At 63.2% G+C, this 20,777-nt stretch carries 14 protein-coding genes and 2 pseudogenes; 10 read left to right on the top strand and 6 right to left on the bottom strand.

Features of this window, described 5'->3' with window-relative positions; all coding sequences use genetic code 11:
* Positions 1-720 precede the first annotated feature (720 nt).
* Together ILT44_RS04220 and ILT44_RS04215 are read left to right on the top strand one after the other, a co-directional pair.
* The gene (locus ILT44_RS04220; protein WP_204238323.1) at positions 721-2,538 is read left to right on the top strand and encodes a multicopper oxidase family protein; all 1,818 of its coding nucleotides are present in this window, start codon (positions 721-723) and stop codon (positions 2,536-2,538) included.
* Positions 2,539-2,618: 80 nt separating this feature from the next.
* Positions 2,619-3,605, top strand: coding sequence for an SCO family protein (locus ILT44_RS04215; protein ID WP_204238322.1), 987 nt, complete (start codon positions 2,619-2,621; stop codon positions 3,603-3,605).
* A 323-nt stretch (positions 3,606-3,928) separates the two neighbouring features.
* On the opposite strand, the gene ILT44_RS31680 is transcribed toward ILT44_RS04215, so the two are convergent.
* From ILT44_RS31680 to ILT44_RS32130, 3 genes and pseudogenes are all read right to left on the bottom strand, one after another.
* Complete coding sequence (locus tag ILT44_RS31680) at positions 3,929-4,726, bottom strand: helix-turn-helix transcriptional regulator (protein ID WP_204238321.1); 798 nt, start codon at positions 4,724-4,726, stop codon at positions 3,929-3,931.
* A 430-nt stretch (positions 4,727-5,156) separates the two neighbouring features.
* Complete coding sequence (locus tag ILT44_RS32135) at positions 5,157-6,185, bottom strand: flagellar hook-basal body complex protein (protein WP_443673955.1); 1,029 nt, start codon at positions 6,183-6,185, stop codon at positions 5,157-5,159.
* Positions 6,186-6,434: 249 nt separating this feature from the next.
* Positions 6,435-6,952 (bottom strand): annotated as a pseudogene (locus ILT44_RS32130) (flagellar hook-basal body complex protein); the annotation flags it as partial.
* 314 nt (positions 6,953-7,266) lie between these two features.
* Here ILT44_RS32130 and ILT44_RS04200 point away from each other — a divergent pair.
* From ILT44_RS04200 to ILT44_RS04170, 7 genes are all read left to right on the top strand, one after another.
* On the top strand, positions 7,267-8,241 hold the full coding sequence (locus ILT44_RS04200; protein ID WP_204238319.1) for a hypothetical protein: 975 nt from the start codon (positions 7,267-7,269) through the stop codon (positions 8,239-8,241).
* 362 nt (positions 8,242-8,603) lie between these two features.
* Positions 8,604-8,963 carry a hypothetical protein gene (locus ILT44_RS04195; protein WP_204238318.1) on the top strand — a complete coding sequence of 120 codons (360 nt, stop codon included), beginning with the start codon at positions 8,604-8,606 and terminating at the stop codon, positions 8,961-8,963.
* A gap of 125 nt (positions 8,964-9,088) precedes the next feature.
* Positions 9,089-11,122, top strand: coding sequence for an AAA family ATPase (locus ILT44_RS04190; protein ID WP_204238317.1), 2,034 nt, complete (start codon positions 9,089-9,091; stop codon positions 11,120-11,122).
* Positions 11,123-11,185: 63 nt separating this feature from the next.
* Entirely contained in the window at positions 11,186-12,097 is a 912-nt protein-coding gene (locus ILT44_RS04185; protein WP_204238316.1) for a hypothetical protein, read from the top strand.
* 2,200 nt (positions 12,098-14,297) lie between these two features.
* A complete protein-coding gene (locus tag ILT44_RS04180; RefSeq protein WP_204238315.1) occupies positions 14,298-15,059 on the top strand; it encodes a DUF1190 domain-containing protein in 762 nt (253 codons plus the stop codon).
* A gap of 589 nt (positions 15,060-15,648) precedes the next feature.
* Positions 15,649-16,080, top strand: coding sequence for a hypothetical protein (locus ILT44_RS04175; protein WP_204238314.1), 432 nt, complete (start codon positions 15,649-15,651; stop codon positions 16,078-16,080).
* A 943-nt stretch (positions 16,081-17,023) separates the two neighbouring features.
* Complete coding sequence (locus tag ILT44_RS04170; protein WP_204238313.1) at positions 17,024-17,191, top strand: hypothetical protein; 168 nt, start codon at positions 17,024-17,026, stop codon at positions 17,189-17,191.
* A 431-nt stretch (positions 17,192-17,622) separates the two neighbouring features.
* On the opposite strand, the gene ILT44_RS04165 is transcribed toward ILT44_RS04170, so the two are convergent.
* The 3 genes from ILT44_RS04165 to ILT44_RS04155 all read right to left on the bottom strand — a co-directional run bounded on the left by ILT44_RS04165 (position 17,623) and on the right by ILT44_RS04155 (position 18,336).
* The gene (locus ILT44_RS04165) at positions 17,623-17,793 is read right to left on the bottom strand and encodes a hypothetical protein (RefSeq protein ID WP_204238312.1); all 171 of its coding nucleotides are present in this window, start codon (positions 17,791-17,793) and stop codon (positions 17,623-17,625) included.
* Positions 17,794-17,888: 95 nt separating this feature from the next.
* Positions 17,889-18,143 (bottom strand): WGR domain-containing protein, encoded by a 255-nt coding sequence (locus ILT44_RS04160; RefSeq protein ID WP_204238311.1) that lies wholly within the window; start codon positions 18,141-18,143, stop codon positions 17,889-17,891.
* Positions 18,136-18,336 (bottom strand): hypothetical protein, encoded by a 201-nt coding sequence (locus tag ILT44_RS04155; RefSeq protein WP_204238310.1) that lies wholly within the window; start codon positions 18,334-18,336, stop codon positions 18,136-18,138. Before ILT44_RS04155 ends, ILT44_RS04160 begins: the two co-directional genes overlap by 8 nt.
* Positions 18,337-19,802: 1,466 nt before the next feature.
* Between ILT44_RS04155 and ILT44_RS04150 the strand changes: the two are divergent.
* Positions 19,803-20,415 (top strand): annotated as a pseudogene (locus ILT44_RS04150) (histidine phosphatase family protein).
* The last annotated feature ends 362 nt before the right edge of the window (positions 20,416-20,777 follow it).

The raw sequence follows: 20,777 nt of genomic DNA, 5'->3' as shown, positions 1-20,777 counted from the left end.
CCTAATCGAGATCGATTAGTCCAGGCTGTTTTCGTTCAGGAGTTCAACGCATAAGCTTGCCCTAGTTCCGGGAAGTCTGTTGGAACGGCCATCATTACCATCAATACAGGGGCTATCATGTACCTGTCGAGCAAAGCATCCCGGATTCGCCTGGCCGAAGCTGAGGCAGCCCGGCAGAACCGGTTGGAGATCGTGAAGGCTCTGTCCCACGGGGACATCTCGCGCCGTGATCTCTTCAGGTGGGGGCTGTTGACCGCCGGGGGCTTGCTGGCCAGCAAGAATGGGCTCAGCCCCTTTGCACCAAGCGCCTTTGCGGCGGTCCCGACTGGGACACCCCGCAGTCCACTGTTTGGGGCTCACAAATTCCACACGCGCATGCCCCGCCCGATTGTGCAGAAGCCGATCCCTCTCTTGAGACAGCCGAATGGCGATGCTGCTTGGGCGGGCTATGACAGCGAGCCGCCTGCAAAGAACTGGTCCTATCACACGGATTTCTCAAACTCAGGCGGCATGGCTTACCGTAACCCCGTGACCGGGATGGGCCCCATGGAAGGTCGTCCTCCAGGTGAGTACTTTGCTCACCAGCGGTGGAACGAACTCCACCCGAAAGTCGGCTACTGCATGTCACTGGGGCAAATCGAGGCGCATTCGAGATATTGTGATGAGATGCCGGAGCAAGACGCGAACTCAGTTTGGTCGTTCGGCACACGACCACCGGGAATGGTCAGCAAGGCATCTGGCTCACGGACCGGGTACGGGGCGCCATGCCTGATCAAGGCCCGATACGGCGAGCCCATCCTTGCCCGGATCTACAACGATTTACCGGTCGACCGGGCTGCCAATAACGGCTTCGGGCGCAATGAGATTTCAACTCATTTCCACAATGCGCATAACGGAGCCGAGAGCGATGGGGCCTGCAATGCCTATCATTTTCCGGGGACCTTCTACGACTACCACTGGGGGCTGACGCTCGCGCGGCGCGATATGCCGAACGTCTGGCTAACCACTGACCGGGACTACGCTCGAAAGGCCTCAGGGCCCGATGATGGCGAGGGACTCGTCAAGGTTCCGGGCGACTTCCGTGAGCTCCAGGGCACGCTGTGGTTCCATGATCACCGCTTCTTCTTCACGGCCGAGAATGTGCACAAGGGCAACTTCGCTTTGTGTAATCTCTATAGCGGTCCGGACCGGGGCCGTGAGGACCTCGGTGACGGGATCAATCTGCAGCTGCCAAGCGGCACACAACTCGGATGGGGCAACACCGATTTCGATGTGAACCTCGCCATCACAAATCCCGCGTTCTCCCACGAGGGACAGCTATACTTCGATATCTTCGACATGGAGGGCTTCTTGGGCGACATGCTCTGCGTGAACGGCGCCTATTACCCCTATTTCGAAGTTCTGCCACGGCGGTACCGCTTCCGAATCTTGAATGCCGCAATGTCGCGGTTCATCAAGCTGGCCCTTGCAGTGAACAAGAGCTCGCGCTTTGGACAAGGCACGAAGGTGCCGTTCCACTTTATTGCGAACGACGGCAATTTCGTCGTGAACCCCATCGCCCTGACAGAGCTCGACGAGCAGGGGGTGGCAGAGCGGTATGATATTGTTGTTGACTTTGCGGCCTTCAAACCTGGCGACAGCATCTACCTTGTAAACCTGCTGCAGCAGACGGATGGTCGCAAGCCCGACAAGGCTCTGTCTGTCGGCGAGGCTCTCAAGGGAACCGGCAACGATCCCTGCGTCGGTGCCATCCTGGAGTTCAGGATCGTCAATTCCGTTCAGAGTGTGGATGATCCAACCAAGACCTACAATGCCAGCAATGCGCTCGATAAGGACCGAAGCACGGATTTCAGCAATCCCGATTGGGCCTCAGGCAGAAAGAGTCTGACCTCTCAGATTTCACTAGTCGCGCCTGTGCGGGAACGCATCATCGAGTTTACGCGGTCCGGGGGCGGTGACTCGCGTGACAAGTTCACAGGGCAGTGCACGCCCGACTGCGGTGACATCGAAGCCTTTCCGTGGTCAATCAAAGTGAACGGCCAGGCAGCACACTCGCTCAACGCCAATCGCATCTCGGCTCTGATTCCCAAACCAGGAGAAGTCGAGCATTGGACCCTGATCAACGGCGGCGGCGGATGGGATCATCCGATCCACCTCCACTTCGAGGAGGGAGTCACCATGGACCGGGGTGGGGCCTTCATTCCGGTAACGGAGAAACTCGTCAGGAAAGATGTGTGGCGTTTGCGGCCATCCGGACGCGTGAAGTTTCAGGTGCGGTTCGGGGAGTTCGGTGGAGCCTATGTGAACCACTGCCATAACACCACGCACGAGGATTTCGCGATGCTGATGCGCTACCAGCTGCTGACTCCTCCGCCAGGCGATCCGGATTTCGCCAAGACAGGAAGCCGGCCCCATTATGAGGTCTCGAAAACTCCTATTCCGACGCCAAACGGAGTGGTCTGGAAGCAGCCGGAGATCCTGCCCGAAGCAGATCCCAAGAATCGCCAATTCTTCGCGCAACCAGCCACCAAGGCTTAGAGTATCCAACCAGAAGGGTGGAGCCACCGCCCCTCTTGCAATGGTACCCACGTAGGGCGAATGACTGAAGGGATTCGAACATGCGACGTCATCATTTATTTATGGGCGTGGTTCTCGTGAGCCTGGCAGTCGCGGGCCTTGTCTCGGCAAAGGCGCAAACCTCTGTGTGGGGAAAGGACTATCTCCCCAACGTTCCAGTGATGTCCCAGAACGGCGAGCGGTTGCTGTTCTATGATGATGCCATCAAGGGCAAGATCGTCGTCATCAGCTTCATTTATACGAGTTGCAGGGACATCTGCCCTGTGGTCACGGCGCGGCTGGCCCAGGTGGAAGAGAAACTAGGTGCCGCGGTGGGTCGCGACATTTTCTTCGTCTCGATCAGCATAGATCCCCTCAACGACACTCCTGGCAAGCTCAAGGAATATGCGGACGCGTTTCAAGCTGGGCCTGGTTGGCTCTTCCTGACCGGCAAGCCAGAGGACATTGACCTCATCCGTTACAAGCTCGGCGACCGAAGCCGGAAACTCTCCGAACATCGCAATGAGATCTGGCTAGCGAACGATGCGACGGGGGACTGGGCGAGAGACTCCGTGTTCGGCGATATCGACTCGTTGGCGATGACCATCAGCGCGATGGATCCGTCTCAACGCAGTCAAATGGGCAAGACCGAGCAACCCGGCGGAGCGGCCGGAATCCCGCATAGTCCCGGAACGGTAGCGGGTGGAATGTTAACCGATCTGCCAGGCCAAGCATTGTTCATCAAAACCTGTGCCTCCTGTCACACGATCGGCCAGGGCGCCAAAGTCGGTCCCGATCTTAGCGGTCTTACCACCCGTAGGGCTCGCGAGTGGATCGTGAGCTACATCATGACCCCAGACAAAATGCGGTCCCAGAAGGATCGGGCGGCTCTTCGTCTTGCGGAACATTATCCAAGTGTGCGCATGCCCAATCTCGGCCTCTCAACGAATGATGCAACCGACCTGATCGCCTATATGGAGGCGATGTCCTACGCGGCTGCAGCCGATAACAAGAGCCGGACCGCGCATGAGCATGTGCACGTCCATTGAGATCACTCACTCAACTGAACTGACCACGAACTTAGCCTGCTCGGCCACGCTCTCTTGGTCACGTCAGTGTTAATCTCTCTGTAAGTCCTCATGCGGAGTGGACGGAAGTTGGCGCAGAATGGGCCGTGATGAGAGGTTTTTTCGTCACTCGTGGGATGTCCTTCCACCAAGGACGGACCACCTGTTCTGGCTCGCGCCCCACCTTCGTGCTTTCCTCTCTGGAATGGTTACCCGGCTGCCTTTTTGCGGTATTGTGCGCGTTGTTGAGCACCGTCTGCCCGGAGAATACATCCCGGCGTGCCGAACGAGGTAAGATGTGCCTTTTACAGCATGCGGGCGAACATCCGTGCAAGCTGGACTTGGCTGGAGCAACCGGTCTTTCGAAATACATGTCGAAGATGAGCGCGGATCGTGTTCACCGACACGGTCATTCGCTGTGCGATCTCGTTAATGCAAAGTCCCCCTGCGAAGAGTTCTGCCAGTTCTGCTTCGCGTCCTGACAGGTTGAACACGGCCGCAATGGCTTCTCGCCGGATAGGAATCTGCTCGACCAGGTCGGACACCAGAATCAAGGCGAGCGGTTGAGCGATGTATGCTTGTGCCGGAAGCACTTGAGCCGCATACCTGATGCAACCCCTCTGGTCCGGAATTCCTATTTCGCGTGGCCGTTGGTCTGGGCTTTGATCCTCATCATCCCGAGTCGTGACGGAGTGGATCAGAACCTGCAGTTTTCGCCCCACGCTCGATCGGTGAATGTGCAGGTATCCTTGACGCTCTTCGATCCCACAGCCTGCATCCAGGAAGCTACGGGCAGGCCTGTTGGCAAAGACAATCTTGGCGTAACCGTCGACGACCAGAACCCCCCACGGAACAGAATCCAGTATGGTGCCTAGATTCCGGGGCGAGTGCTGTGGGCCCAATCTCTTCGTCTTCTTTTCTTCAACTTCCTCAATCCACCAGTGGATTGAATTGTTCGGACGTGGATCAGGCTCGTGCTGTTCAGATGACCTAGATGGAGGCTCTGGGGTATCCGGGTTGGAATGGGCGTAAACCGGCGTGCTGCTGAAATAAATGACGGTCCCACTGATCAAAATTGCGGCAGTGATGGCGCGACCGTTCACGGCAGTATCCCCAATCAACCCGATCAGCGGACCACAAAACCGGATTTGGCGCCAGTCCGACGGCTTTGGGCATCAAGTCTGATCCCCGATCCGACCATGGTCTGACGAATCGGCCGGCAGAAGAGGTCCGGATACACTCGACAGGCTTTGGTGGAGACCGTCATCAGGCGGCTTGAACGAGTGGTCTGTGAAGCGCCGCGCTCACGGGCCGATCGGCATCGCGCGACCGAGATCGCCATTGCTGTTCATGTCCTCAACCGCATGCTTGAGCTTGGACGCCCGAAGTCCGTCCGCATCGTTTGAGCGAAAAGCATGGAGGGGGCCTAACTCGCTCACCATGTGATCCGGAAACACGCCCCCTCTCAGCCTATGATTGCCGGCCCGCGTCCGACCTGTCGGTGGCGGCCTCCATGAACGACCTCAACGCCCGTCAGCGACTGAGGTTCATCAGCACATCAAGTAGTTCAGAGCCCGTCTGGAAAACCTTCGAGTTGGCCGTGTAGCTGGTTTGCGCTTCGATCATGGCCGTGAGTTCGGCACCGAGGTCAACATTCGACCCCTCAAGGGCGCCCGACTGCACGGACCCGAAACCGCTCGTTTGCGCCAGGCCCACCTGATAGGTGCCCGAGGCGCCTGTCGCCTCATAGACGTTGCCGGCCCGCACCGCGAGATTGTCCGGGCTCGGCACGGTGGCGAGAGCAAGTGCGTAAACGCCGACCCGGGTTCCGTCCTCGTAGACCGCATACACGGTGCCGTCGGCTGAAAACTCGACGTCCTTCACATTGGATGGCGGGTTGCCATTGGCCGAGCCGGTGACGGTATAGTCCCCGGCAAGCTGGGTCATGCCCGTCATGTCGAGGGTAAACGGGCCGCCATTCGGAAGGGGGAAGGTGATCGAGGGCTCGCCAATGACCTGACCGTTGGCATCGAAGGTCAGAGTGTGGGGGCCAGCCAGGAGGGTTGCGTCGTGACTGACCGCGATGCTCCACGTGTTCACTCCGGTCTTGGAGAGGGCAAGATCGAGCCTCACAGGATTGCCGACGTTATCGAACACCTGAAGCGAGGATTGTTTGCTGACGGGCATGATATCGGTGAAGGTGCCCGTCACATCCGTCCCGCCGTTCAGATCCGTCGAGATCAGGGCCAAACGGCCGGTCACCGGATCTTTCGATGCCTCAATCCCGGTCAGGCTCCCCGCGACCGTTGCCGCATTGAGGGAAACGATCAGGGCGTCGACCGTTGTTTCCGCAGTGACCTTGAAGATCTGCTCTTCCCCGCCACCGACAGAAAACCTGATCTCATCGCCGGTTGTGAGGTTCGCCACCGGAAGGTTCACCTGTCCCCGAACGGCCGGGACCCCAGGTATGGCGGCGCCCTTTGTGAGAACTCCACCACCGTCCAAGTCGTAGAACGAGCTCGTGATGTTGGTGTTTCCCGTGATGTCGGTCGAGGTCAGCACGAGAGTGTCGGAACCGGGATCCTTGCTGGCCTGAAGGCCGCTGAGGGTGCCGCCGGCAACCGCGGTGTTGATTGCGGTCACCAGGTCGTCGACGCTCGTCTGCGTTGTGACGGCGAAGGTCTGCTCGGCCGCGCCACCAACGCTGAAGCGGAGTTGATCGCCCACCGTGAAGCCCGCAACCGGCTGATTGACGAAGCCGGCCTGCCCGAGGAGTGCCGGTGTCGGCGTGCCAACGGACACGACAGGCTGCGCGCCGAAGGGAAGGTTGCCCGTGAACACGCCCTCCGTCGATGCGCTCGCGCGCATGCCGAGGGATGAAAGGTTGATCGGGACGATGTTGTCGAAGCTGTTCAGGGCAGGGTCGGCCGGCCCATTGGCGAGGCTGTAGCCCATGAGCGTGAAGCCGGCCGCATTGACCAAATCCCCGCTGCGGCCGTCGATGACGAAATTGCCGGCGCGCGTCAGATAGGGCGAGCCTTTCGGATCCGCGACAACGAAGAAGCCATTTCCCGAGATGGCGAGATCCGATTGCGATGTCGTAAAGGCAATCGGGCCTTGATCCGCAATGTTGTACCGGACTGTGGAGAGCACGGAGCCTGAGTTGTAACTTCCCTCATTGGCGGCAGGAGCAGGGACGAGAACTCGGTCGTGGCACGCTTGTATCCGGTCGTGCCTGAATTCTGGATGTTTTCGGCAACCGTGCCGAGCTTGCTGGACTGGGCGTTCATGCCCGAAACGCCGCTGCGCAAAACTCCATAGAGACTCATCTGACACTCCTGAAAGGACGGCCCGGATCCTACGCGCGAGGCTTGCCTCAAGCTGGGGCCGGGGCCTGCGCTTTGGCATTTCGGTCAGCAGCCAGCGGTCAGGTTCGCTGTCCAGCCCTGCGGTGCGGGCGCGGCGACCCCAGGGCTCGATCCGCAAGCCGCGTCCGCCCCGCCCATGAGCATGACCGGCCCCGGCTGCCATGAACCCGTCAGCCGGCGAGGAGGGAGGGCTGAAAAGAATTCTAGGGAATGATGTACCGAATCGATTAACCTTTTCTTAACCATGACGGTTAAGCACGACAGGAGGCACAACCATGCAGATGCAGTCCAGCGAGGAGATCGAGGTCTCCGACTTCGACCTCGACCGCCTTGAGGCGGTCGCCCGCCAAGCGACCAAGGAGGCCTCGAAGCGCGAGAGGGCCGGTGCCAAGGCCTTCGGGGCCTTCGCGCGCCGGGAAGGCCTGGTCAGCGCGTGCAAGGGGCAGCCCGAGATGCTCCTGTGGGCAGTCAGGCAGGTCCTCGCGCAGATCGAGGCTCTCGCGCCGCAGCGGAAGATGCTCATCCGGGCCGGCCTGGAGGGTGAGATCGCGGCGCTGCTGGCTGACGCAGCGCCGGCGGCCCCGCGGGCCCGGGGTTTGCTGGTTGCCTTCGGGACGGAGCCGGCCGCGGCGACCGAGGCGGCCCTGGACGATCTGGGGTTCGTGCGCATCAGCGCGCCGGAGCAGGCGCCGCATTTCGTCGGCCGGAGCGATCCGCGCAGCCTCAAGCTGGCTGTCGACGGTGAGGCCTGCGAGATCTCGTCATACCGTCCGCCGGCCCGGCTTCCTGCCGGCCTGCCGCCGGCGCGGAAAAATTCCGATGAGCGGGAGGCCTTCCCCGCCAGCCTCGGCCTAACCGGGGTTCAGGCGGAGCCGGCCAACGTGGCTTCGGTCTCGCCCGAAGCCGCGAAGGCCTCGGCGGTGGCGCCGGAGGAGAAGTCCATGTCCGAGGTGGAAGGCGAGCGTTCGGATGCGGGCCCGATGCCGCCCGCTGTCGAGGGCGTCGTCTCCGACCCGCAGGCGAATTCGAGCCGGGCTGCCGAAAGCCCGGGCAGGGAAGAGCACAGGGATCAGGCCATCGCCTCCTTTCTCCCGAGGCTGCCTCCCGCGCGTTTCCTGCGTCCGTCTCCCGTGATCGGAGGGACCGATGCTCCCGACGCGACGCTGCCGGCCTGGAGCGAGCACGGGATTCTTGCGGGAGCAGCCGCCCCCTCCGAGCTCATGTCGGCCGATGGCACAGAAGGGTTCTGACGCGACCGGCGCACCATCAGGGTCGTTCCGGCTGAAGGCAGCTACGTCCAACACCTGAACCTGTCGCCGGGGCCAGATCGCGATCCGGCGGACATGATCGATCGCGTGGCCAAGCGACGCCTAACGAGAATCGGTAACCAAGATTTCAGATGCTCCGCCGGGGCAGGGGAATCTCGGCGGCTGTTAAGGTTTGGTTAAGGATGGCCTGCCTTAGGGACTTGCCAGAAGCTCGGCCATATATCAAGTTAGCCTTGTCGGAGGGACAATCCTCCGATGGCTGATCAAGTCGGCTGGCGACGCGGGTGGTGCCGCGCCGCAAGCCTGGCCATCAGTCGTCTCCTTAATCGACAAGGATCAGATAGATGGTTGACGCCTTCTACGCCGCGGGCGGCTGCCCGCGCAAGTGTGCTCGCGACGCGCACAACTCCACCCACATGATTTCCGAGGACACCGGCGCGCCGGTCCGGACGGACCCGACGCCGGCGGACCTGCCGCGGGATCTCGCCGCCTCCGGACATGCCACGCCGGAGGTGCAGGCCGCGCTGCTTTCCGCCGCCGACCAGAACGGCGGGGTTGTGGATCTCGACCGTCTCGTCGCCGCCATCCCGGACCATCCGCAGCCGTTAAGCGCGATCCTCAGCCTCGTCGATGCCGGCGTGCTGGCGCTGGACACCGCCGCTCCCTTCGGCGGCGACCTGCGCCTGTGGCGCACGGCCCTGTGAGGTCAGGCCCGAGCCGGCGGGCGTAAGGCCCGCCGGCGGCCGCTTCTTCCGACATCCTTCCCCTAACGCTTGCGCGCCGGCGCCTGCGGGCCCGTGCCTGCGCGCCCCATGGAGTTCACCCGTCCATGTCAGCTTCCGAAGCCTCCAAGACCCAGCCCGCCGACGACCTTCCCGATCTGTTCGGCATCGAACTCGAACGGCACGATATCCCGCCTCTGGATAACGGTCCTGCGAAGCGCACCACCCGCAAGGGCCGCAAGCCCAAGCCGGCCGCGGCCGTACCGGCGCATAAGACCTTCGCCTCCTCCATCGACCTGATCGCCGACCTCGCCTTGCATCAGGCTCTCGGCCGCGAGGGCGTGCGGCTGCTGCGCTCGGACAGCGCTCCGGTGGTGATCATCCAGGTGCCGGACACGGCCTGGATCGATCCGATCTCGGGCGCCGCAAACCGGCTGACCCGTAGTCGCGCCCATGTTGTGAACGCCAAGAGCATCGCAAGGCGCGACGAGGAGATGGAGCACACGCTGGCCCAGGCGATCCGCTACGGCCGGCCGCTGGTGGCGATCTCGCCGGATCCCGGCCGGCTCCTGCCATCAAGCCTACGGGGCGCGGCCGACCTGACCGTCGTGATCCCACCGCTCACGAGCCGGTTCGCCGGACGGGTCATCCGGCGCTGGTGCAAGGGCCCGGGCCCGTCCGATCTCAAGAACGGCGACGTCGCAGGCTTGACCATCGTCGACTTTGCCGCGGCCCTGAGGCCGGCATCGACTTACGAGCAGTCCCTTGAACGGATCCGGCGTGCCGTCGCCACCCGCCGGACTCCCCTGGTTCCGGCCACCGGTCCGTACCTGCATGAGCTCACGGGTTACGGGGCCGCACACGCCTGGGCCATGGCGATGGCCGATGACGTCGAGCGCGTGCGCAACGGGCAGGCCAAGCCCGAAGTGCTCGAATGGGCCCTGGTGTCGGGGCCACCCGGAACCGGCAAGTCCCAGTTGGCGATGGCCACTGCGCGCACAGCCAATGTTCCGCTGCTCCAGATTTCGATCAGCCAGCTGTTCACGTCGGGCAGCGGCCATCTTGGGACCGTCCTGCAGCGGCTCAATCTCTTTCGGGACGAGTTGATGCATGCGGCGGCGTATGGGCCGGTCCTCGCGCTGTTCGAGGAAGCGGATGCCCTGCCGAGCCGTTCCAGCGGGGACGGAGCGCACGCCGACTTCTGGGCCCCAGTCATCACGGCATGGCTTCTGCTCATCGACGAGGTGCGCGCGTCCGGGCTGCCGATTCTCCTCATGGCCACAACCAATCACGCGCAAGCGCTTGATCCCGCGCTGACGCGTCCGGGCCGATTCGACCGCCACTTCACGATCATGCCACCCTCCGATCCAAAGGATCTGATCGGGATCCTCCGTGTGCATCTCGGCACCGATCTGGCCGGCGACGATCTCGGCACGGTGGCGCGCCTGGGACTTGGCGCCACCGGAGCAGAGGTGGCCGGCTGGGTGCGCGGCGCCCGCCGGCGGGCCCGGCAGGCGAGGCGGGCGCTCCGCCTTGACGATCTCATGGCCGAAGTCGCGCCCCCCGACCGGCGCCCCTGGCCGGAACAGCAGGCCACGGCCCGGCATGAGGCGGCGCATGCCATCGTGGCCACGCGTCTGGGCATCCATGTGACCGCGGCCTCGATCCTCGCCGAAGGACAGCAGGCCGGCTGGACGCAGCTGCGCATGCCGAGCCGCACCCCCACCCGGGCACAGCTGGAGGCGCATGCCGTTGCACTCCTGGCGGGCCGCGCCGCCGACATGATGTTCGGCGACGGGCCTGACACGGGAGCCGCCACTGACCTGCGCCAGGCGACGGATCTCGTGGCGACGCTGCACGGCACCTTCGGTCTCGGCAGGACTCTGGCCAGCCGCATTCCGTCAAAGGGCGGGGACCAGGGCTGGATTGCGGATCCCGTCCTGTCCGCAACGGTCGAGGACCATCTCCAGGCGCTGATGCAGGTCGCCCACACCATGGTTGCGGCCGACCGCGCCGCCATCACGGCCCTGGCGGATGAGCTCCTGCGGGACAGGGTCGTCGACGCGGTCGCCATCCTTGTGACGGCGGAGCGCCACCGTCCCCGCTACCGGGTGCCCGCCGGCCGTAGGCCACCGGGATGAGATCCCGGTCGCCCCATCCCGCTTCCCGCACCCGTTCACCCAGCCAGTTCAGGACTTAACCCGATGATCATCCCGACCTCATCCCACCCCGCCATCTCCGAGGGCTTCTGCAGCAACATCCGGCATCCGGCCGGTCTGCCGTTCGACGTGCGCATCGTCACCTCGCCGGTGACCCCGCTGGTCCTGGGCACCTGCCTCGTCGACAACGTGAGGAGCCTTGTCGGCCTGTCGGAGATGCACGGGCCGGCAGCCTACCTCCACGTCGATCCCGACACCGCCAGGGCAGGCGAGACCGTCTTTGCGCCCAGGCGACTCCTGGCTCATGATGGCGCCCCGCCGTTCGAAGGGGTCGAACAGGTAATTATCATCCGCTCCCAGGATCCTTACTTCGGAAAAGATGAGGTGATGTTGTTGCAATCTGCCCTGGCGGCTGGCATCGCCGCTGCCGGGCGTTGCACCGTCATCCAGGGGACGGGCCATCCCTCCGTGCCGGTTCAACCGGGCCAGCGCGCGCTGCTGCGCCGCTGGATGGCCGACCTGCGCCTGCTCCTGATCGGCTGCGGCTTCCATGGCCTGGAGCCGGTGAGCGCCGCGGAACTCTGCCGATCCGGTCCGACGACGGGCTTTTCGGTGGCTGTCCCGCATGAGCTGCTCGACGGATCGAATGTCCAGCGTTACCGGATCGAGCGGGACGGCATCCGCGCCGAGTGCTCCCGCGTCGGGCCTTGGACGATCCTGCACCGGGGCTCGACCCTGCGGCCCAACCCGATCGAATCCTACCAGGTCGGTCTGGCCGAGAAGCGCAAGGCGCTGACAGCGGAGGGAATTCTTGTGTCAGGGAGGACCGAGCGGGATCCTTTCACGCTCACGGCCGACATCGCCGTGCCGTCGCTGACGAATGCGAGCCGGCTGGTGCTTGGGAACAATTCGGGGCCTGACGCCTGGCAGGAAGTGGACGCGGGACCCGGTCGGTGACGCAGGCCGGTCGCGGCAGCCCGTCGCCGTTCCCGCCCGGGCCGGATTGATCCGTAAGCTGTGGCTTGGCCCGTCATGGCTACCACGAGCGGGATGGTCCCGAAGCCCGACGAAGAAGGACAATCCCGAGGATAATGGAGCAGGGCGGATTCCTTCCTCTTGGCCTGTCAGCCTATCGCTGGGCATGGAATTGCCGGGGGCGAGTCTCGCCGGCGGAGCGGATCCTCCTCGAAGGATCAGCCAAATGGGTCCGAGGAGGGCCTGAGCCACGGCCCCGATGGGGAGCGCCATCGTGCCCCCGTCGTACGCGGCGCGGCCGTTGCCGCCGCGGAGCGCTCACTCTCAGGTGGATCTCCACCGGCTGTTCAATGCGCCAACCGGGTCTGGCGAACGCACGTGGTTTCTGCCGGATGGGCCGCAGCTGTTCCGATCCGGCCGCTTCCCGCGCGGATGTCACGTCATATGCGGAGCCACCGGCCGCGGCAGATGCCACCCTGGCTTGAAGATGTGGCACCGCCGCTCCGGGTGCTGTTCCGCCGCCGGGCCCGGGTCATCTTGACCTTGCGATTGCCCCACGCTCGCATGTGTCACCAGCCGCCCGTTGCGACCCATCCGGCGCAGGCTTTCCCTGTCGGCCGGTCGTCAAGCATCGCGCCGATCCTCCTGATATAGCCGAACGCGATTTGAGAGCGCGTTCTTCGCGCCGCGTCGCCGCAGGTTCCGGTCCGGCGAGCCTCCAGGTTCCAATCCGGACTTGCCTGCATGGAGGGCTTTGGGCACGAGGCCACCGGTTCCTGGGACGCGAGGGCGGGGTATGACACGCCATGGCGGTACGCCGCAAAGTGGGAAGTCTTTATGCCGGCAAAGTCGGAATGGCAGCAGTCCCCGGTGTCGGGCTGGCTGCTTCCGGGGGCAGCCGAGGCACCGGGAGCCAGCCGTCAACCTGCCGTTTCGCAGGCCGGAAAAACGATTCATAACCTCGGAAAAGCGATTCAGACCCTTGGAAAAGCGTTACCAGCCAAGCTCGGAAAAGCTTTAGGCTCGCTTGGAAAAACGTTTCAAAGTCTAGGAGTAACGGGGGGACAGAGGCCCCCCTCGTCCGTTACTAGGATAATATTCAAGTGGTGCCGATGGTCGGATGGGGTGGCATGGAGTCCAGGCGGATCGATCATCCGGTGCCGATTGCCCGAGAGAGATCGTCCTCCGCCCACGCCTCTCGGTTCGGGAAAACCTGGGGTTCATGGGCAGGATCGCAGGTCTCCGACAGAGCTGGGATCCCCGGCAGGGTGCTGAGGGTCATGGCTGCGGCCCGGATCGAGGTGCGGACCGGTCTCGTCCGCCATCACGCCGGCGGTGACCACAGCGGGGAGGGTATACTGCGGCGGCCCTACTCGACGAGCGCTTGGTCAGGGTCGATGCGGAGGCTCACCTCCCGCTTCATCGAACGCTGCGGGATCTGCGGATCAGGGGCACGACCATCCTGCTCACGACGTAGGATCCCGACGAGGCGTGGGCTTCGTCGGATCGGGTCGGCATTCCGGCTTCGGGCCGGGGCGCTTTGGCCATGATCGGGCAGATGCGGTCGCGCCACGGCAGGCGCGGCCTAAAGAAGCGTCCGCCCAAGATCGTGGTCGTGACTGGGACGATTGCGAATGGGCCCTGCCGCTTCTCCTTTTAACCCGCTGTGCCAGGCGGGAATGGTGTCCGACATCCAGGCAGACGAAAACCCGGAGCGGTTCATCCGCGCCGCGGAGGACAGCGAGCGGATCATCTCCTGCCGAATGTTGGAGTGAACGCCGCAGGCGGAGGGTACATCCCCGACATCGCGGATGATGAAATCGACCCTCCCGATGATGCCGCTATGGCGGCGGAAGCGGAGGCGGCGCGGGAACCTATGTTCAGTCTGATGGGCGCTCCTTCCCGGGAGGAGAACCCGACGAGCCGGGCGAGAAACGGGACGATGACTTCGTTAACGACAGCGACCCTCCCTGGCCAAGCGGAGCAACGCTTTCGTTGCGGATGATGGCGTCCCCGATGGAGCCTTGCACCGCCAGGCGATCAGCTTGACACAGGTCAGATCGACGTTGCACAGATCTCCTGAGGACAGGGAAGAGGGTCCGGGCGTGCGGCGTGAGCGACCCGGTGGACGGGTCAGCCTTTCGCCATGATCTTTGCCCAGGCCCTGGTGAGGAGGATCATCATGCGACGCTCGCCGGCTTGCGTCCTCCAGGCGGTTGCCGCGCTGTCCGGGCTCATGCTCCTCCCGCCCCCGCTCCAGGCTGAACCACGCACCGCGTTCTATGTCACGAGCCGGAGCTGCCAAGCCAGCGGCCTTCTGTCTGTGGAAGAGTGCCTCAACGCCTTCGCCAACGCCGAGGCCGAGTATTTCGACGGCGCGCCGGTGTTCAACCGGCAGGACGAGTGCGAAAAGCTGTTCCGCCGCTGTGTCATCAGCTTCGCCGAGCCCCCGGACCCGAAGGCGCTTCGGTATGCTCCGGTGATGAAAGGCGTGCAGGTGAGCGTGACCTCCGCGCGTGACCGCACGGCCGTTCCGGTCCTCGACGGCAGCCATCCCGCCGTCAGCTTCAGCCGGCGAACCGTCATGGAGCGTCAGGATGACCGCTCGCCGGTCAAACGGCAGGACGTCCAAGTGGGCTGGGCGGCGGTGCAGCGGCCATCGGAGGAACCGACATGGGTGCTGCGGGGCCGCGTGGATCCTCCGGACCAGGAAGCATCTGTGCCGGCGCATCCGGCCCTGGCCCTTGGGCTCATGGACTGGTGCCGCCGGTTCTGTGGTGCGCTCCCGGCACGCGGCCACCGGACGGCCGGGCCGGACGCCGGGCTGTTCGCGCCGCGCCCGGACCCAGGCGCGCAAGCTTATGAGGTGGTCGATCCGCGCCAGTTCAGCAGGCCGAAGACCCCGGCATCGCCCCCGCTGCCCCGCTTCGTCCGGCAGGAGTGAGCGGATCCACGGCCTGGACGCTGATCACGCGACCGGCCGCATGTCCTCCCCGCAGGGATCCGCACACCAAAAGGCACTGCCGGATGGGTACGCTGGCGGGATGGTGAGGTCCGCATGGCGCCCTGGTGGCGAGGGCGCGAGAAGCCGTTCGGCCGGGCTTGCGCCCCTTCGCGTCCGGTGTTCGATGGCCGTGGGGGAGGCGTTCTGCCTTGCTGTAGCGCGTGCCATGGCCGACACCAGCCTCACCCCGCCGGAGGCCTTGATCAGGCAGGCGCACGGGCGGGGATCGCAGGCTACACGGATCAGGACACCTCTGTGCACCCTGCTCCTCCGGTCGAATTCACCGAGCCGCATGACGTTCTGCCACGGAGGGACCACGACGGTGTCGCACCATTTGGTGTCCTGATTCCCTCTGATCCGCAAGAACCAAGGTCCGGCTTTGAGACCCAAGCGGCGCGGCGCCCTAAAGGATCTTTAAGTATAAACGTTGCCGTCGATACCGGTGCCTCCCGAATGCCGAATTTGTGATAGCTCAGTGAGCTAATCTTAGGCGATAGTGATTCCCGGCATCGGGCTGTTGGGGGACAGCATGACGGACGAGGAGATCGAGGCCGTTGCAGCAGAGCTTGCAAAGGTTGGTGGCGTAGCGTGGTATCCGGGACGCACACAGGGATCGCTGCTGAGGGGAGTGGGCGAACGCTACAGGGATCGTGCCCGGGTGGCGATTGCCGCCTTGGAGCGCCTGAGAGCCCGGAGGGAGGGGGCCAACCCATCTAAAGGATCAGCCTCGGAAGCTCCCTTAGCTGGCGAGAGACCAGACCTGCCTTCCAGGGACACCCTCCGGGTCGAAGCAACCGTGGTGTACCGCCCGCCCGGGGACAGACGCGCAATCCACTGCCGGATCAAGGAACTGCGGGAGGATCGGGCCTATCTGGTGCCATGCTCCCAGCCGGGCATCGGCTGGGTCGGATTGGACAACCTGCAACTCCTCTCCGAACCATCCCCGAAGAAGGCGGAATAAGGAGCCAAACCCCGAACGGCGGTCGTCGCCTCCACGGGAAGCTTTGACTTGCCCCTCCGTGCCGTCATCACCGATGAAGCATGACCTGCGGATTTACAGCCCGCTCGTTGGCCTGTCCATGCGAGGGTTTGTACTCCTCCGCGGAACCGCTCGGGTGGGCAGGAGAATAATTCGCCCAAAGGGTAGGGCACGATCCTGATTTAGGACCATGCAGAGCCAGCTATGCCTGCCTGGGGATACGGCGGCTTCAACTGGCGTTCGGGACCAGATGGGGAGGCCGGGGACGAGCTCAGTTCCCAGCCTTCCTCCGCATCCTTACGAACAACCCTTTTAGGCGGCGACCGGCTACGCACCATTCGGCCTTTGCAAACCATCCAGACGTGTTGCCGGGAACGAAGCGGGGCAGGCTGCATTGACCCGGTACGAAGACCCCAGTTGCCCCTTGGTCTTCGCCCCTTCCGAGCCCCTCACACCCCACCGTGAGGGGCTTTTCTCGGGCCGAGCTGAAAAGTCGCGGCACTTTAGGAATAAAGTGATCTCCCGTGGGGTACGGCCATTGCTCTGAACACAGGTGGCCCGAACCGGGCTATGGTCTTCAAGCTTGGCTTTAAATTCCAATGTTGCCCCTTGAACTGAGCTGAGCGGGGAGAGGATGTTCAACATCCCCCGAACCCCATCCTCTCCCCCTTTTTTGGCCAAAGCGTTCGCCCGTATTCACGCCTCTTCCAGGGCCTGCCGGAGGGCAGTTTTACTGGATAGACGCGACAGCGTTTCAAAAGTCGCCGCGAATACACTCCGAACAGTTCGGAACAGGTTCGATACTGAGGCTTATGTGAAATTGTGCGGTCAGTTCGACGTGCGCTGGTGCGGCAGCATAGGCCATCCGGCCGAATGTTATTCAAGACGCGAGGCTGGATGGCGGGGTTCACCTGAAGGAGACCCCGTGAAGCCCCAAAACCGCGACGGGCTCGCCAAACACCAGAAGCTGGAGGCGATCAACGACCGGCTCGCCCGGCATGACCGGACCATGCTGGTTACTCTGCTCCTGGTCGTCCTGCTGAATGTGGTGCTCCTCGCCCTGCTGGCCTATCTCCTCCTCGGCCACGACTGAGCACCAGCTGCTCATCGTTCCCTGCGGCCGCTTCCGCTCCTTCGATGGCGCCTGAGCCCTGGTCGGGTTTTTCGAGCTGTCGAGTTCGGGATGGTTCCGGACCAGCTGCTCCCGGTCCCTGGCCAGGTTGTCCCAGGTTCTCGCCATCTCCAGAAGCTGTTCGCGATGCTCCCCCTCCGGGACCTGCTTGGCGAGGACCCGGCATTCCTCGGCGTGTTTTCTGTATTCGGCTGCGGTTTTCCCGATTGAGGCGCCCCCCGTAAAGCGGAGCCCTTTATGGCCCGCGATAGCGGAACGGCAACTGCTTCTGCCCGGCTTGGTCGTTCCTCTCACCCGCACCGGAAAACTGCGAGGCTTGCTTTCGGGTACGTCCAAGAAGGGCGCTCGCTCGGCACGAGAGAGTGAACGGCACCTGCTGAAGGGGGCGACCGCTAGGGGATCAGATGGACTGGGCCGAGGCTCCATATCATCGACCCGGCTGAAGCCACGCCGGTCAGGAGCAGCGAGCCCAGGAAGATCACCCCGACAGGGAGGCGCCAGTGTGCCCGCGAGAGGCGCACCGCTTCCTTGTGGTCGGTCATACGGTCAGGATTTGCACCCATGGGACTCCCCTTCGAGCCAGCATGCAACCTAAAGTACTACTCACAACGGCTGGCGTTTTAAGGCAAAAGTGTGAACGCCAGGCTGTTAAACTGCCTCACAAATCCCGATGGCCCTGCCGTCGCTTAGCGCTGGCGCAAACGGGGGCATGGCCCGCCTCGACCTTGGCTGCGAACTCCTCAACCTCCTCCTGACCGTCGGCGCCGATCGGGCCGCAGCGGCGCACGAGGCGGATGGTCCCAAACAGATCCCGTTCAATCATGAGGCTATGGAAGTACTGAATGCTCCGCTCCGGATTGATCCGGTGCATAACCAGGTGGTGCTTGATGGGAGATCGGAGAACGTCAGGCATCCAACTCCTGGCGCTGCCCCAGCCGCTTTTGCGCCTCCGACAGCATCAGGTGCCAATGGAGATCCACGTCCCGGTTGATGCGCCTCTGGCGTTCCTCGCCCTTTAAGGCCGGGTCCCAGCCTGACTTGAGGATCGTCTGGCGCAGCATCTCACGCGCCAACGCTTCGACGTCGTGGTCTCGGGTCGCTGTCATTCCCTGCCCCGCGAATCTTGTTGGTCTCGTCCCAGCGTCTCCCATGCCGGCCCTGCCGAAAAGCCCCTTCCGGTCTCTTTCGAGCGTTTTGGGATCTTGATTCAGGCTCAAAGGCCAACGGGAGAATGCCGCTTTCCCTTCCTCTCCTAGCCTTTCGATCCGTGCGATGTGCGAATCTGCACCCGTTCGCGGCCGGAGCCATGACCGGCATTCCTTTGACAGGATCCGGATCTCGTTTGGTTGGTTGATCCAAGGGCTCCGCCGCCTCCGATCAAAGCGGACCAGTCCAAGCGCTCCACACTCCCGGAGCGCGTTTCTGACCGTGGTCCCGGAGACGCTCGCGAGCGCGGCGAGGTCGGCGACGGTCGGGCTGCTGCGCCCGTTCGCTCACCTCGACCGCCACCACGACCAGAACCGCCTGCTCTGCCAGAGTGAACCTTGCTGCGAATTCGGGTGGTGACCGGCCTGCGGCAGCCCAAGAGCGGCGTCTTTCCATCAAGGCAGACACGGAGGCTTGGAGCCTGCGCCCCGCTGTACGGACTTGTCCAGGGCTGGAATGGCTACCCTGGTGTTGATGAGGCAATCCAGTCCTTCGGCCGCGGGCTCTGTGATCCGCCCAGCCATAGACTCAAGGCGCTTGAAATCCCTCAAACATACGAAGGCGAGCCAGCGAATCGACAGTCCTCTGCGTAGCCGCTCTGAGGAGAGCAGCCATGCTCCGCCGGGGTACGGCCCTTGCCCTGGTGCAGAGAAATCCGGAGCCAGCTATGGTTCCTTGGCCTGGCGGTGCGCTGCCCCCATCGCTCTGAACAGGCGCACAGGGGGCGAGAAGCTGCGGTTCTCGCCCCCTGTCCACGAAAAGCTCCCGTTCCGGCAACACCCCTTCTCCGAACGTCCATGGAATGGGATCGAGCGATGCCGCACACGTTCAACCCAGGTGACCGCGTTCTCTTCAATCCTGAGGCCAGACCCAGCGACTTGGGTTTCTTCAGCCTCATCACAGTATGCGATGACACGACGGGCGAGGTCTGGGAGGTTGTATTCAAGCTACAGCCATCGGAGGGCAGATGCCAGTCCCGCATCCAAGCCCCTCAGGACGGTCGCAAACGCATTGCAACGGCGTCTCAATTGAGACCGGCCTATGAGTCATAGGATTTCCGGGCGCCTTCACTGATTTTGCAAGGGATGTTGGAGAGGAACTTGCACCTGCGGAACGCTTTCGGCCCATCCCATAAAGCGGCTTTATGAGGAATTCGTCGCCCTTATACGGGCACCGGAAGCCCAAAAGAGCCATACATAGGTCTGGCGCAATCCGCTAAACCGCTCACCATGACACTGAAAGTCTTCTTCCGCTGGGTGGCCTGGCTGCTCGTCCTCCCGTTGCGGTGTTTACAATTGCGCCGATCGAGTTTCGGCCCGTCACTGCGGCACCGGTCAGTCTGGAGCGGTTTACCGCCTTTGCCGCTATGGGAGCCGCGTTTTGCCTTGGCTATCCGAAACACCGCCTCCGCATTGTGGTGCTGCTCACCCACCCTGAAGTTGTGGTTGACCCCAGCACACCCGTTCCCCGGTGGCACCTGTCGGATGGGGGTATCCATCGCATGCGGGCTTTTGCTGCTTTGTACGATGGAGGCCAACCCTCTGCCGTCTGGGCGAGCGCCGAAACCAAGGCGATCGAAGCGGCCGGGATCCTGGCGGGCCACTTCGGACTTCCTGTCGGCGTTCATCATGGGCTGCACGAGAATGACCGCAGTGCCACCGGGTTTCTTCCGCCCTCCGACTTTGACCGAATGGCGGATGCATTCTTCGCGAGACCGGAAGAGAGCGTGCAGGGATGGGAGCGCGCGGTTGACGCCCAAGCCAGAGTGGCAGCCGCCGTGGATGAGGTCCTTCAGGATTTTTCAGGTGAGGGCATCGCGGTTGTCGCGCATGGCGGGGTTGGGACGCTGCTGATCTGCAAGTATCTTCGGAGTGCCGATCAGTCGGATCGCGGATCAACCCTTCCAGGGACATTTCTGGGCATTCGACGTTGCGACACGCCATGTGATCCACCGATGGCGTGAGATTGCTCCCCGCTGAAACAGGGCGTTCCATGCTGAGGATGGCAGAACATTCCACATCTGCGGCGTTCGCGGACACCGGATCATATCGCCAGATGGCTCCTATGGCATGGACCAAATGCCTAATACTATTGCTGAGCGTCAGTATCCGGATGGCAACTTCCCGCAGGTTGTAGCTTCCCGTTAGTTATAACACCAGGACCCTGGGTCCAGGTTGTCAAATGGCCGAAGAGCCTGTCGGATCGAAGAGGCGTACCATGTTCAAGCTTGCCCTGGATGGCTTGCTCGTCGGCTTTGTGTTCCATGCCGTGTTGATCATGGCGATCTGAGGCAGCGCAGAGGATCGACGTTCACCTCATTCCGCACTGGCTGTTGCGCGAA

Source organism: Microvirga arvi (assembly GCF_016892765.1).
GTDB classification, from domain to species: domain Bacteria; phylum Pseudomonadota; class Alphaproteobacteria; order Rhizobiales; family Beijerinckiaceae; genus Microvirga; species Microvirga arvi.
Note: the sequence above shows the minus strand (reverse complement) of the source record. Positions and strands in the feature narration are given on the sequence as shown.

Bases quoted from the DNA above. Each gene is read 5' to 3' on its own strand.
- ILT44_RS04220 (WP_204238323.1), top strand. From the start codon at position 721: ATGGTCAGCAAGGCATCTGGCTCACGGACCGGGTACGGGGCGCCATGC.
- ILT44_RS04215 (WP_204238322.1), top strand. From the start codon at position 2,619: ATGCGACGTCATCATTTATTTATGGGCGTGGTTCTCGTGAGCCTGGCA.
- ILT44_RS04200 (WP_204238319.1), top strand. From the start codon at position 7,267: ATGCAGATGCAGTCCAGCGAGGAGATCGAGGTCTCCGACTTCGACCTC.
- ILT44_RS04195 (WP_204238318.1), top strand. From the start codon at position 8,604: ATGGTTGACGCCTTCTACGCCGCGGGCGGCTGCCCGCGCAAGTGTGCT.
- ILT44_RS04190 (WP_204238317.1), top strand. From the start codon at position 9,089: ATGTCAGCTTCCGAAGCCTCCAAGACCCAGCCCGCCGACGACCTTCCC.
- ILT44_RS04185 (WP_204238316.1), top strand. From the start codon at position 11,186: ATGATCATCCCGACCTCATCCCACCCCGCCATCTCCGAGGGCTTCTGC.
- ILT44_RS04180 (WP_204238315.1), top strand. From the start codon at position 14,298: ATGCGACGCTCGCCGGCTTGCGTCCTCCAGGCGGTTGCCGCGCTGTCC.
- ILT44_RS04175 (WP_204238314.1), top strand. From the start codon at position 15,649: ATGACGGACGAGGAGATCGAGGCCGTTGCAGCAGAGCTTGCAAAGGTT.
- ILT44_RS04165 (WP_204238312.1), bottom strand. From the start codon at position 17,793: ATGGGTGCAAATCCTGACCGTATGACCGACCACAAGGAAGCGGTGCGC.
- ILT44_RS04160 (WP_204238311.1), bottom strand. From the start codon at position 18,143: ATGCCTGACGTTCTCCGATCTCCCATCAAGCACCACCTGGTTATGCAC.
- ILT44_RS04155 (WP_204238310.1), bottom strand. From the start codon at position 18,336: ATGACAGCGACCCGAGACCACGACGTCGAAGCGTTGGCGCGTGAGATG.